The 13,288-nt window shown below is 46.0% G+C and carries 15 protein-coding genes; all 15 read left to right on the top strand.

Annotation, left to right across the window (positions count from 1 at the left end):
• Positions 1 to 76 precede the first annotated feature (76 nt).
• Entirely contained in the window at positions 77 to 370 is a 294-nt protein-coding gene (locus HXT53_RS05910) for a metal-sensitive transcriptional regulator (RefSeq protein WP_004131689.1), read from the top strand.
• A 157-nt stretch (positions 371 to 527) separates the two neighbouring features.
• Positions 528 to 1,169, top strand: a complete 642-nt coding sequence (locus HXT53_RS05905) for an IMPACT family protein (RefSeq protein WP_101889562.1) — start codon at positions 528 to 530, stop codon at positions 1,167 to 1,169.
• 123 nt (positions 1,170 to 1,292) lie between these two features.
• On the top strand, positions 1,293 to 1,994 hold the full coding sequence (locus HXT53_RS05900; protein WP_101889563.1) for an AbrB family transcriptional regulator: 702 nt from the start codon (positions 1,293 to 1,295) through the stop codon (positions 1,992 to 1,994).
• A 91-nt stretch (positions 1,995 to 2,085) separates the two neighbouring features.
• The gene (gene malQ / locus HXT53_RS05895; RefSeq protein WP_421780723.1) at positions 2,086 to 4,254 is read left to right on the top strand and encodes a 4-alpha-glucanotransferase; all 2,169 of its coding nucleotides are present in this window, start codon (positions 2,086 to 2,088) and stop codon (positions 4,252 to 4,254) included.
• 328 nt (positions 4,255 to 4,582) lie between these two features.
• Positions 4,583 to 5,032: a 50S ribosomal protein L13 gene (rplM, locus tag HXT53_RS05890; protein WP_004131693.1), complete on the top strand. Its 450-nt coding sequence runs from the start codon at positions 4,583 to 4,585 to the stop codon at positions 5,030 to 5,032.
• 20 nt (positions 5,033 to 5,052) lie between these two features.
• Entirely contained in the window at positions 5,053 to 5,541 is a 489-nt protein-coding gene (gene rpsI / locus HXT53_RS05885; RefSeq protein ID WP_004131694.1) for a 30S ribosomal protein S9, read from the top strand.
• A 376-nt stretch (positions 5,542 to 5,917) separates the two neighbouring features.
• A complete protein-coding gene (adhE, locus tag HXT53_RS05880) occupies positions 5,918 to 8,623 on the top strand; it encodes a bifunctional acetaldehyde-CoA/alcohol dehydrogenase (protein WP_421780175.1) in 2,706 nt (901 codons plus the stop codon).
• Positions 8,624 to 8,987: 364 nt separating this feature from the next.
• Entirely contained in the window at positions 8,988 to 9,296 is a 309-nt protein-coding gene (gene rpsJ / locus HXT53_RS05875; RefSeq protein ID WP_003808013.1) for a 30S ribosomal protein S10, read from the top strand.
• Between the two features lie 15 nt (positions 9,297 to 9,311).
• The gene (gene rplC, locus HXT53_RS05870; protein ID WP_421780173.1) at positions 9,312 to 9,962 is read left to right on the top strand and encodes a 50S ribosomal protein L3; all 651 of its coding nucleotides are present in this window, start codon (positions 9,312 to 9,314) and stop codon (positions 9,960 to 9,962) included.
• A 5-nt stretch (positions 9,963 to 9,967) separates the two neighbouring features.
• Entirely contained in the window at positions 9,968 to 10,633 is a 666-nt protein-coding gene (gene rplD, locus HXT53_RS05865) for a 50S ribosomal protein L4 (RefSeq protein ID WP_004114353.1), read from the top strand.
• Between the two features lie 5 nt (positions 10,634 to 10,638).
• A complete protein-coding gene (gene rplW, locus HXT53_RS05860; RefSeq protein WP_004114354.1) occupies positions 10,639 to 10,935 on the top strand; it encodes a 50S ribosomal protein L23 in 297 nt (98 codons plus the stop codon).
• Between the two features lie 34 nt (positions 10,936 to 10,969).
• A complete protein-coding gene (gene rplB / locus HXT53_RS05855; RefSeq protein ID WP_004114355.1) occupies positions 10,970 to 11,800 on the top strand; it encodes a 50S ribosomal protein L2 in 831 nt (276 codons plus the stop codon).
• A 15-nt stretch (positions 11,801 to 11,815) separates the two neighbouring features.
• A complete protein-coding gene (gene rpsS, locus HXT53_RS05850; protein WP_004114357.1) occupies positions 11,816 to 12,094 on the top strand; it encodes a 30S ribosomal protein S19 in 279 nt (92 codons plus the stop codon).
• Between the two features lie 16 nt (positions 12,095 to 12,110).
• Complete coding sequence (gene rplV, locus HXT53_RS05845) at positions 12,111 to 12,470, top strand: 50S ribosomal protein L22 (protein ID WP_004114358.1); 360 nt, start codon at positions 12,111 to 12,113, stop codon at positions 12,468 to 12,470.
• A gap of 2 nt (positions 12,471 to 12,472) precedes the next feature.
• The gene (rpsC, locus tag HXT53_RS05840) at positions 12,473 to 13,288 is read left to right on the top strand and encodes a 30S ribosomal protein S3 (protein ID WP_004114360.1); all 816 of its coding nucleotides are present in this window, start codon (positions 12,473 to 12,475) and stop codon (positions 13,286 to 13,288) included.

Raw genomic sequence — 13,288 nt, 5'->3', positions numbered from 1 at the left:
AGTTTTGCGTACTATACAACGCACAATTATTATGTAAATAGTATATAAAAGCACTGTTTTCAAATGAGGTTTTTTTATGAGTGACTACAACATAGATAAAGAAAAGATGTTGGTTCGCTTGCATAGAGTATGTGGGCAAGTTCACGCTGTTGAAAATATGGTTGAAAAAGGGGAAGACTACAACAACATTCTTATGCAACTTTCTGCATCTACGGCAGCTCTTAGGGCAGTTGCGCTTATAGTTGCTCATCAAGAAATATCAAAGGCATTAGAAGAAGCGCAAGACGCTGGAAATAAAAAGGTTACAGATAAGAAAGTTGCAGAGCTTGTAGACGTTGTAGATCACTTAATGCGTTACGATAAGTCGTGATTTGTGATTTGTGATTTGTGATTTGTGACTTGCGATTTGTGATTTGTAATTCTAGCGGTTGCATATAATCTTTTGTAGCTTTAAGACTGTTTGAATTGAAAACGATTTGAATATTGAATATTGAATATCGAATGTCGAATAATATTGAATATCGAATATGAAGAATATGCGAACCGTAACTGATTTATGTGAGAATCCTGCGCACTTTGCTTTTGTGGAAAAGAAGTCAGAGTTTATTTCGGACGCGTGCCACATTTCTAGTGCTGAAGAAGCGCTTGAGTTTGTAGAGTCAATTAGGATGATTCACCCCAAAGCAAGGCACGTTGCGTACGCTGCGATTTACGCAGATAAAAATGGCAGATTGTGCGAGCGTATGAGCGATGACGGCGAGCCATCTGGAACTGCAGGCAAACCAATTTTAGATGTTATTAGGTTTTCTAATGTTGTAGACGCAGTTGTAACAGTTACGCGTTATTTTGGTGGGATTTTGCTTGGCTCTGGTGGATTAATACGAGCGTATTCTGCTGCGGCTGCAGGTGCTATAAAGTCTAGTAAAATAGCGGATATTGTAGAGTGCAATTGTTTTTCTTGCAAAGTTGAGTACTCGCATTTAAGAATGTTTAAGCATTTATTATTAAAAAACAATGCGGAAGTTATAAGTGAAGAATACGGCGTTTCTATTGAATTAAAAGTATGCGTGCCGTGTAAAGAGTCAGATAGATTTCTTGAAGCAGTAAAAAATACGTTTTCTGGAGTAATAATTCCAGATTTTTGCGGTGTTTGCACTAGAATTTGCTGATTTTTATTTTTAGTGATTTTTTAGTAAGTTGTGTGTGATTTTTAGTGACTCTTGTGTTTTAAGATTTGTGTTGCAAAGCTGATAGATTAGATAAGTGACTAAGCAAAGGTTGGTGAGTCTCTTATGAATGATGCGCAAAAGCTTAATGGCGTTGAGAAAAACGAAGATTTAGGCAATAGTGCAAGCCATGATTTATCTAATGAGTCTAATGAATCTAATAATTCCAATGCTTCATACGAGCCATTAACCGCTGTTTACGAGCATTTAAGGCATTCCAGTGATTCTAAAGAATTGCATGAATTTGCTATAAAAGAGTTGCCAGATAGGTCGGATCAGGCAGGATTTTCTAGAGCGACTGCACTTTTGGAAGCTGTAGCAGGCAATTCAAATACTCCAGAAGAAGATCGCGTTCGATTAGCAACAGTAATGCCATTTCCGAATATCTTGGTTAAGCTTTCTCAAGACGAATCAAGTAATGTTCGTTTAGCTGTTGCAAAGAACGAAAATGCTAAGAATTGGCTAGTTGGAAGGCTTACTAAAGATTCTTGCGCGCAAGTTAGAGATGCTGCTTTGTGTAATCCGCGAACATCTTGGAAAATGCGATTAGAAGGTGCGCAGACAAATGGTGTTAGCGCAAAAACGTTGGATTACTTGGCTTCTCTTGGTGCAAGCGAAGAAAGTGACGATTCTCCTGTGCTCTCTGCAATGGTAAGAAGAGCAGTGGCTCTTAATCCTGGTGTGTCGCAGCCAACTTTGATTGCTTTGTCTAAAGATAAGGACTCGGATGTCTCGCTTGCTGCGTCAGAAGTCTTGAATAAGTATTAAATATAAAAATAAGTCTTGAGTATAAAAGTAAAATGAATAATAATTGCATACGTTTGCATTAAAACCCCACAAATAGACTACGATGGAAACTATGAACACTAAAAATGAAGAAACAGTGCAACCAACAAGTCCGTTAAGGCGATTGGCTGAACTAATGGGCGTTCGTTCCAAATTCGTTGGATCGGATGGCGTAGAGCATCAAATCGCCGATAGCGTGCTTGTAAAAGTATTGCAATCACTATGCGTAGAAGCTCAAAACGATAAACAAATCGAAGAAGCAACTCAAAAAATCCTTAATGAGCGTCACACTCGCTTAGTTGCTCCAACAGTTTTGCACACTGTTGGTAAAGAAAGCGAAGTAAGCGTAAACACTGGGATTTTGGAGTATCCTACAGCAACACTTATTTTGGAAGATGGCAGTGAATACAAGGGTGATTTGCAAATTTCTCCTTCTAAAAACGATGTTGCAATTCCCGTAGACGGAAAGTTTGTAGCAACGTCTTTGCTTAAGATTCCTGCAGACGTTCCAATGGGCTATCATACTTTGCGCGTTAGTGTTGCCGACCGCGTAGAAGAGGCCACTCTTATTAGCGCGCCAGAAAGCATTGATACTATTGAGAAACTAGAAAAAGATGGCAAGCAAATTTGGGGTTGGATGGCTCAGCTTTATTCAATCCGCTCCTCTAAGTCTTGGGGAGTTGGCGATTATGCAGATCTGGCGGATTTGCTTGTTAAAGCTAAAGAAAAGTCGGGAGCGGACTTTGTTCTTATAAATCCGCTTCATGCTGGAGAGCCAGTTGCTCCGTTAACGCCTTCGCCATATTTGCCTGTTGCTAGGTCTATGGTAAACGTTACGTATATTCGCCCAGAAAGCATTCCAGAATATAATCTTCTTAGCGATCAAGATCGCAAAAGCGTTGACGATTTGCATAATCAAGTAGAGCCGCTTAATAATGATGCGCAAATTATTGATCGCGACGCAATGTGGCGCGTAAAAATGCACGCTTTGTGGATTATTTTTAAGTCGGGCATGTCAGATAAGCGCGCGCAAAAGTTTGAAGCGTTTAAGAAAGATATGGGAGACACGCTTGAATCCTACGCAACTTGGTGCCTTTGCTACGACAAGTGGGGTGCGCCTAATGGCGATGATTGCTGGGAGAAGCATCTTACTAAAGATTCCGATGAGATTATCGCTTTAGCAAAGCAATTCCCAGACACGCTAGAGTTTTATCGTTGGCTTGAGTGGGTTGCGTTCGGCCAGTTGCACGATGCGCAAATGGCAGCTAAAAAAGCAGGAATGCGCATTGGAATTATGTCGGATATGGCTGTTGGCGTGCATCCAGCAGGATCGGAAGTTTGGTGGAATCCAGAGCGATTCGCCAATGGTGCTTGCGTTGGTGCGCCTCCTGATTACTTCAATCAGCAAGGTCAAAACTGGTCTCAGCCTCCGCTTAATCCATTTGAGCTTGAGCGCACAGGCTTTAAGACCTACAGAGATATGGTTCATGGCATGTTTGCTTCTGCAGGAGCTGTGCGAATCGACCATATTCTTGGACTTTTCCGACTTTGGTGGATTCCAGAAGGATCTACTCCAGGAGACGGAGCTTATGTTTACTACGATGCAAACGTTATGCTTGGCATTCTTGCGATTGAAGCCACGCGCGCAAATGGCGTTGTAGTTGGAGAAGACCTTGGCGTTGTGCCAGCTGAAGCTCTAGAAGTTTTGGCTAAGAATAAGGTTCTTGGATGCACGGTTGAGTGGTTTGAACAGAGAGATGGCGCGTTTCGCGAGCCTAAGAAGTGGCGCGAAATGACGCTTGCATCTGTAAATACTCACGATATGCCACCTGCTGCAGGGTACTTAAACTACGAGCACGTTAATATTCGTGAGCGTTTGAATCTTCTTACTGGATCTGTAGAAGAGTTCCGCGCAGACGCTGTTAAAGAGCATAATGCAATGCTTAAGATGCTTGTTTCTGGCGGATTCTTAAGCGAAAGTGCGTTAGAAGACGAGTCGCAGCATGAGCAAGAGATTGTTGAAGCGTTGTATAAAGCGCTTAAGGCTGCGCCTTCTAAGTTGCTTGCTGCGTCGATTGTTGACGCCACTGGCGAGCATCGCGCGCAAAATCAGCCTGGAACTAACGACGAATATCCAAATTGGCGTATTCCTTTGGCAGATGCTGATTGCAATCCTGTTCTTTTGGACGATTTATTCGACTTGCCTAGAGTTAAGTCTTTAGCGCAAATCATGAATAAGTAAAGATGAATAAATAGAGGTAGATGCGTTATTAATTGCGGGCTGCAGCGTTTGTTTTTTACTTGCGAGCGTTGTAGTCCGCATTTGCATAACGTTGTAGTCCGTGTTGTAGTCCGCGTTGTAGTCCGCGTTGTATGTAAAATAGAAGTTTGCAAATAGTCGTCATGTGGCGATATACTTGCAGATTGTTGTGTTTCCCTAAGGGGTCCTTCAAAGCGCTTTTCCCACTCGCCATCGAGGACTTTCAGGGAGCCCACGGATTATGAGTAGAGTATCTTCTATAAACCAAGAAGATGCAAAGCTCGAAACACAATAGAGAAAAGGTACGATTGTGAAGACTTTCACACCGAAACCAGCAGATTTAACTCATGACTGGTACATTATCGACGCCACTGATGTGGTGCTTGGTCGCTTGGCTTCCCAGGTAGCTATTTTGCTTCGTGGTAAGAATAAGCCAACTTATGCTCCTCACGCTGATTCTGGCAATCACGTTATTATTATTAACGCAGATAAGATTGCTTTGACTGGCAATAAGTTGAGCAAGGAATTGTATTCCCACTCTGGCCGTCCAGGCGGACTTCGCCGCGATAGCTATGCTGAGCTTTTGGAGAAGAATCCAAAGCGCATCATCGTTTCCGCTGTTAGGGGAATGCTTCCAAAGAATCGTCTTGCTAAGGTTCAGCTTGATCGCCTTCGTGTGTTCACTGGCGCTGAGCATCCTCATATTTCGCAAAAGCCACAGGTCTTCGAGATCTCTCAGGTTAGCCAGCAGGCTAAGTGAATCGTAAGGAGAATATGATTATGGTAGATAACAACAACTCCGCGGTTCTTGAGAACGAAGAAGAACTGACTAGCTACACCACCGAAACCAACGCTGGTGCAGGCACTGGTACTTCCGCTATTGCTCCAGGCTATGGCACTGGTCGTCGTAAGGAAGCCGTTGCTCGCGTTCGCTTGGTTCCAGGTTCTGGTAAGTGGACTATTAACGGCCGCACTCTTGAGGAATACTTCCCATCTCGCTTATTGCAGCGCGAAGTTAATTCCCCAATCGTGCTTCTAAAGCTTGAAGGTAAGTTCGACGTTGTCGTTTTGGTAGACGGCGGCGGCACCACTGGTCAGGCTGGCGCAATTCGCTTGGGCGTTGCCCGCGCTTTGAACGCTATTGACCGCGATGCAAACCGTGCTTCCTTGAAGAAGGCTGGCTTCTTGACCCGCGACGCTCGCGTTGTGGAACGTAAGAAGGCTGGTTTGCACAAGGCACGTCGTGCACCTCAGTTCTCGAAGCGTTAAGCTGCGAAGAATTACAACTTCAATGGCTCCTGGCTTATGCTGTGAGCCATTTTTTATTCGTGTGTAATCTAGAATCAAGTTAAATGTTATTAATCGTTTGTAAGTAACATCTAAAGCTAACATTCTAGAAAATTTTTCAGCAAATCGCACATAAATCATTACAAATAAGAACAAATAACGAACATTAGAGGATAAACCTCGCTCATAAATAGCGCAACTCGCTGCAAAGCCAAAATAGTACAGTAATTCAAGTAAATTGTGAAATGTATCACATACCAGCATTATGATGCGTCTTTCATAGAAGATTATGCATGTAAATGTTGATGTGCAAAAAGCGTAGAAGTACGTAAGGAATCTAAAGATCAAGGAGGACCAAATGGCGCAAGCGCAAGAAACAGCGCAAGAAAATGTGCTCGATGAAAAAGAGCAAGCGGCATTAGTTGCAAAACAAGAAGTTGATGAGTTAGCTAAAAAAGCAAAAGTCGCTTTAGATGAATTTGAAAAGTTAAATCAAACTCAAGTAGACAGAATTGTAGCAAAAGCATCGATTGCAGCTCTGAACAAGCATTTAGTCTTAGCAAAAATGGCTGTTGAAGAAACAGACAGAGGATTAGTAGAAGATAAAGCTACAAAAAACATTTTTGCATGCGAACATATTACGCATTATCTTGCAGGCCAGCGCACTGTAGGCATTATTAGAGAAGATGATGTTCTTGGAATAGACGAAATCGCTGAGCCAGTTGGCATTGTTGCAGGCGTTACGCCAGTAACAAACCCAACGTCTACAGCCATTTTTAAGTCGCTAATCGCGCTTAAAACTCGCTGCCCAATTATTTTTGGATTCCACCCATTTGCTCAAAAGTGTTCTGCAGAAGCGGCCAGGATTGTGCGCGATGCAGCAATAGAAGCAGGAGCGCCAGAAAATTGCATTCAGTGGATTGAGCATCCATCAATCGAAGCTACGGGAGCTTTAATGAAGCACCCAGATGTTGCAACAATTCTTGCAACAGGTGGCCCTGGAATGGTTAAAGCTGCTTATTCTTCTGGTAAGCCAGCACTTGGCGTGGGCGCAGGAAACGCTCCAGCATACGTTGATGCAGATGTAGACATTGAGCGCGCTGCAAACGATTTGGTGCTTTCAAAGCATTTTGATTACGGCATGATTTGTGCAACAGAGCAGGCGATTATTGCGCATAAAGATGTGTATGATGCTTTGAAGCTCGAATTAAAGCGCCGTAAAGCTTACTTTGTAAACGAAGAAGAAAAAGCAAAGCTTGAGCAATACATGTTTGGTTGCACGTCTTATAGTGGCCAAACTCCAAAGCTTAATTCTGTTGTTCCTGGAAAATCTCCTCAATTTATTGCGCAACAAGCAGGATTTGAGATTCCAGAAGATGCCGTGATTCTTATTGCTGAGTGCAAAGAAGTTGGCGAGATGGAGCCTCTAACAATGGAAAAGTTGGCTCCTGTTCACGCTCTGCTTTGCGCAGATAACAAGGAACAAGGCTTTGAAATGTGCGAGAAGATGCTTGTGCACGGAGCTGGCCACACTGCTGTGATTCACACCAATAATCAGCAGCTTGCTCGAGAATACGGCAGCCGTATGCATGCTTGCCGAATCATTTGGAACTCCCCAGGATCTTTGGGTGGCGTTGGAGACATCTACAACGCAATCGCGCCTTCTTTAACTTTGGGATGCGGTTCTTATGGCGGAAACTCTGTTTCTGGAAACGTTCAAGCGGTAAATCTTATTAATATAAAGCGCATAGCGCGAAGGAATAACAATATGCAATGGTTCAAGATTCCGGCCAAAACGTATTTTGAGCCGAATGCTGTTCGCTATTTGCGAGACATGTATGGAATTGAGCGCGCTGTTATTGTGTGCGATAAAGTGATGGAACAGCTTGGCATTATAGACAAGGTGATTGATCAGCTTCGCGCTAGAGACAATCGCGTAACGTTTAGGATTATTGACTACGTTGAGCCAGAGCCAAGCGTTGAAACTGTTGAGCGCGGCGCGGAAATGATGCGCGAAGAGTTCCAGCCAGACACGATTATTGCTGTTGGCGGCGGATCTCCTATGGATGCTGCAAAAATTATGTGGCTTCTTTACGAGCATCCAGAAATTTCCTTCGCTGATTTGCGCGAGAAGTTCTTTGATATTAGAAAGCGTGCGTTTAAGATTCCGCCTCTTGGCAAAAAGGCTTGCTTGATTTGCGTGCCAACGTCTTCTGGAACAGGATCGGAAGTTACTCCGTTTGCTGTTATTACAGACCATAAGACTGGCTACAAGTACCCGATTACGGATTACGCGATTACGCCTTCGGTTGCAATCGTGGATCCTGTTTTGGCGCGTACGCAGCCTAGAAAACTTGCTTGCGATTCTGGTTTTGACGCTTTGACGCACTCTATGGAAGCTTTTGCATCTGTTTATGCTAACGACTTTACGGATGCAATGGCATTGCATGCAGCAAAGTTGATTTGGGAGAATCTTAACGATTCTGTGAACGCTAATGACCCTGAGCGCAAGATTCAAGCTCAAGAAAAAATGCATAATGCGGCTACTATGGCTGGAATGGCGTTTGGTTCGGCGTTCCTTGGTATGTGCCACGCAATGGCGCATACAATCGGAGCTTTGTGCCATGTTGCGCACGGCCACACGAATGCAATTTTGCTGCCTTATGTGATTCGCTACAATGGTCAAATTCCACAAGAGCCTACAAGCTGGCCAAAGTACAATCGCTACATCGCTCCGGAGCGATACCAGCAGATTGCAAAGAATCTTGGCATAGATCCTGGTAAAACTCCTCAAGAGGGCGTTGAGAATTTGGCGCGCGCTGTTGAAAATTATCGAGATAATCTTCTTAGTATGGATGCTTCGTTTAAGGCATGCGGTGTGGATGAAGAATACTATTGGTCTTTGTTGGATCAGATTGGCATGCGTGCTTACGAAGATCAGTGCGCTCCTGCAAATCCTCGTATTCCTCAAATCGAAGATATGAAAGATATTGCGATTGCAGCGTATTATGGTGTTTCCCAAGAAGAAGGACATCGTATGCGTTTGGAGCGCGAATCTAAGTGATTATTGAATAATTATTTAAGTGATTTTCGAATGATTATTTAGATGATTATTGAATAATTATTGTATATTTAGTTGCAAATGGCAGAGGCTGCACTAGCTGTAGTTTCTGCCATTTTTCGTTGGAAAATAGCCGACACGCCCGATTTTTGTTAATCCAAGGTTGATGGTTTAATTGCTTAGTTGCCTGTTTTTAAGGCTCGCATATTGTAATTCAAAAAAGCGAGCGCAGAAACAGAAATCGCAATTTTTGTTGATTTTTGTAGGCTGCGCACTGATGTGGAATGACCTTTAGTGTCTATTCTCCCGGTGCCCTTTAATACAGGTTGGTAAACAGTAAACGAATCGCTAGAAAGGGCGGACGGCAATGGCGGGACAGAAAATCCGCATCAGGCTTAAGTCCTATGACCATGAGGTCATCGACCAATCGGCGAAGAAAATCGTCGAGACGGTGACGAACGCGGGCGCCACAGTAGTGGGTCCGGTTCCTCTGCCGACCGAGAAGAACGTGTTTGTTGTTATCCGTTCTCCTCACAAATATAAGGATTCTCGCGAGCATTTCGAGATGCGCACTCATAAGCGCCTCATTGACATCGTTGATCCAACGCCAAAGGCTGTGGATTCTTTGATGCACATTGACCTGCCTGCGGATGTAAATATCGAGATTAAGCTGTAGGAAGGGGGGTAAATAATGTCGCAAAATAAGAATCGCACTGCTTTGCTCGGCCGTAAGCTGGGCATGAGCCAGGTTTGGGATGAAAACGGCCTTTTTGTCCCCGTAACTCTGGTTGAGGTTGCTACTAACGTAGTTACCGCTGTTAAGACCGAAGAAACTGACGGTTATTGCGCCGTACAGCTCGGTTATGGCCAGATTGATCCTACCAAGGTTACCAAGCCATTGGCTGGTCACTTTGCAAAGGCTGGCGTGACTCCTCGTCGTCACCTCGCTGAGGTGCGCACTGAAAATGCAGCAGATTACAAGCCAGGTCAAGAATTGACCGCTGAAGTATTTGCTGAAGGTGCCGAAGTCGACGTAACGGGTACTACAAAGGGTAAAGGCTTTGCTGGCACAATCAAGCGTTGGGGCTTCAAGTCTTACCGTCGTACTCACGGCTCGCACAAGAATGAACGTCGTCCAGGTTCTGTGGGCGCATGTGCAACTCCAAGCCGCATTTTGAAGGGCAAGCGTATGGCTGGTCGCATGGGTCATGTGACTTCTACTGCGCTCAACCTCACAATCGTTTCTTCGGATGTTGAGAACGGTATTTTAGCTATTAAGGGTGCTATTCCAGGACCTAAAAGTGCTATCGTTCTCGTCCGTTCGGCAGTGAAGGGAGCCTGATTTAAATGGCAAACGTAACTCTGAACGTAACTGACACCAAGGGCAATGCAAACGGAACTGTTGAAGCTCCTGCTGAGATTTTCGGCATCTCCAACGAAGACGTTTTGGCTCACGGTCCATTGGTTCATCAGGTCGTTATTGCTCAGCTTGCTGCTGCTCGACAGGGTACTCACGCGGTTAAGAATCGCGCTAATGTATCTGGCGGCGGTAAGAAGCCATGGAAGCAGAAGGGCACCGGACGTGCTCGTCAAGGCTCCATTCGTGCTCCACAGTGGGTGCATGGTGGCGTTGTACATGGTCCAGTTCCTCGCAAGTATGATCAGCGTACTCCAAAGAAGATGAAGGCAGCTGCTCTTCGTTATGCTCTTTCGGATCGTGCAAATGCTGGTCGCATTGCAGTTGTGGACTTTGGTATTAAGGATGTTCCATCCACCAAAGCAGCAGTTGCAGCACTTACACCAGTAACTAAGGATCAGTTCACCACTGTTGTTCTTTCTCGTGAAAACATCAATGAGTGGATGTCTGTTCGTAACATTCCAACGGTGCATGTGATCTTCGCTGATCAGCTCAACACCTACGATGTCATCACCGCTCAGTACGTAGTCTTCTCCAAGGAAGGTTTCGAAGCCTTCGTTGCAGCTAAGACCGAGCCTGAAGTTAAGGAGGCCTGATTTAAATGGTCGCAGTCCATAACCCAGCACATGACATCATTTTAAAGCCAGTTGTTTCTGAAAAAAGCTATGCAGCTTCCGATCGTGGTCAGTACACCTTCGTGGTAGCTCCAAATGCTAACAAGGTTCAGATCAAGCAGGCTATCGAAGAAATCTTCAAAGTCAAGGTAACGAATGTTAACACCTTGAATCGCGCTGGCAAGCTTAAGCGCTCTCGCACCGGCTTCGGTCGTCGTGTGAATCAGAAGCGTGCTATTGTCACCGTGGCACAGGGCCAGACAATCGATATCTTTGGTAACTGAAGGCTAGCCGAGAAAAGTAAAGGAATACTACATTATGGCTATCCGCGTTTATAAGCCTACGACTGCAGGACGTCGTAACGCATCCGTTTCGGACTTCTCCGAGATTACGCGTTCCACTCCTGAAAAGTCGTTGGTACGCAAACTCAGCAAAACTGGCGGTCGTAACTCTTACGGTCGCATGACTTCCCGCCATCGCGGCGGCGGACACAAGCGTCAGTATCGTCTCATCGATTTTAAGCGTTGGGACAAGGATGGCGTGCCAGCAAAGGTTGCTCATATTGAGTATGACCCTAATCGTTCCGCTCGCATCGCATTGTTGCATTATGCAGATGGTGAGAAGCGCTACATTATCGCTCCTGAAGGCATTTCCCAGGGAGATGTTATTGAGACTGGCGCCCAGGCTGATATTAAGCCAGGCAACAACTTGCCTCTTAAGAACATCCCAACTGGTACCGTGGTGCACGCAATCGAGCTTCGTCCACTTGGTGGCGCAAAGATTGCACGCTCCGCAGGTGCTGCCGTTCAGCTCGTAGCTAAGGATGGCGCTTACGCTCAGTTGCGTATGCCATCTGGCGAAATTCGTAACGTGGACGCTCGTTGCCGCGCTACAATCGGCGAGGTTGGCAACTCTGACCACGCTAATATCGAGCTTGGTAAGGCAGGTCGTGCTCGTTGGCTTGGTCGCAGGCCAATCACCCGAGGCGAATCTATGAACCCTGTTGATCACCCTCATGGTGGTCGTACCCGTGGTGGTAAACCACCTGTTTCTCCATGGGGCAAGGGCGAGGTTCGTACCCGCCGTCCGAAGAAGGCTTCGAACAAGATGATTGTTCGTCGTCGTCCGAATGGTAAGAACCGCAAGTAAGGGAGTGTCGAACAGATGACTCGTAGCATCAAGAAGGGCCCTTTCGTCGACGCCCACTTACAGAAGAAAGTCGACGAACAAAACGACAAGGGCACGCATAACGTCATCAAGACGTGGTCGCGTCGTTCGATGATCACTCCTGATTTCATTGGACACACCTTTGCCGTACACGATGGCCGCAAGCATGTGCCGGTATTCGTTACCGAAGCAATGGTTGGTCATAAGCTCGGTGAATTCGCCCCAACCAAGACCTTCAAGGGTCATGTGAAGGACGACAAGAAAGCACGCCGCTAAAGGAGAGTTAGGACACATGGAAGCTAAAGCAATCGCTCGTCACGTACGTGTGACGCCGCGCAAGGCTCGCCGCATGGTCGACCTCATCCGAGGCAAGCGTGCAAGCGAAGCTATTACCATTTTGAAGTTTGCTCCTCAGGACGCATCTTTACCAGTGCGTAAGGTTCTTGAAAGCGCGATCGCTAACGCTCGCGTTAAGGCTGAAAAGGCTGGAGAACCATTCCGTGAGCAAGACTTGGTCATCAAGGAAACCTATGTGGATGAGGGTGTAACGCTTAAGCGTTTCCGCGCTCGTGCACAAGGTCGCGCTGCGCGCATTAACAAGCGCACAAGCCATATCACTGTTATCGTCTCGCTTAAGGAAGGGGATCGCTAAAGATGGGTCAGAAGATCAATCCTTTCGGCTATCGCCTGGGCATTACCGAGAATCATCGCTCTAGGTGGTTCTCTGATTCTACTAAAGCCGGCGAGCGTTACCGTGACTTCGTCCTTGAGGATGACAAGATTCGCAAGGAAATGAGCCATGACCTCGAACGTGCAGGCGTGTCCCGCATCGTTATCGAGCGTACTCGTGACCGCGTTCGTGTTGATATTCACACCGCTCGTCCAGGTATTATTATCGGTCGTCGTGGCGCAGAAGCCGAGCGTGTTCGTGCAAAGCTTGAGAAGCTCACTGGTAAGCAAGTACAGCTCAACATTTTCGAAGTGAAGAATGCTGCACTTGACGCTCAATTGGTTGCTCAGGGAATTGCGGAACAGTTAACCAATCGCGTTACATTCCGTCGCGCTATGCGTAAAGCACAGCAGGATGCAATGCGCGCAGGTGCAAAGGGTATCCGTATTAAGCTCTCTGGTCGTCTTGGTGGCGCCGAAATGAGCCGTTCTGAGTTCTATCGTGAGGGTCGCGTTCCACTGCAGACCCTGCGTGCCCTTATTGATTACGGCTTCTTTGAAGCTAAGACTACCTACGGCCGTATCGGCGTAAAGGTATGGATTTATAAGGGTGATATGACCGAGCGTGAGTTCGAAGAGCAGCAGGCCCAGCAGGGTAAGCGTGAAGGTCGCCGTGGCGATCGTCGTCCACGTCGTGGCGCACGCTCTGCCAACCAGCAGAAGGCTGCCGAAGCACAGGCTGAGAAGCCAGCTGAAGCTGCAGCTGCTGAAGCTCCTGCCGCAACGGAAACGAAGGAGTGA

It is taken from the genome of Gardnerella sp. KA00390, assembly GCF_049244075.1.
Classification (GTDB): domain Bacteria; phylum Actinomycetota; class Actinomycetes; order Actinomycetales; family Bifidobacteriaceae; genus Bifidobacterium; species Bifidobacterium vaginale.
Note: the sequence above shows the minus strand (reverse complement) of the source record. Positions and strands in the feature narration are given on the sequence as shown.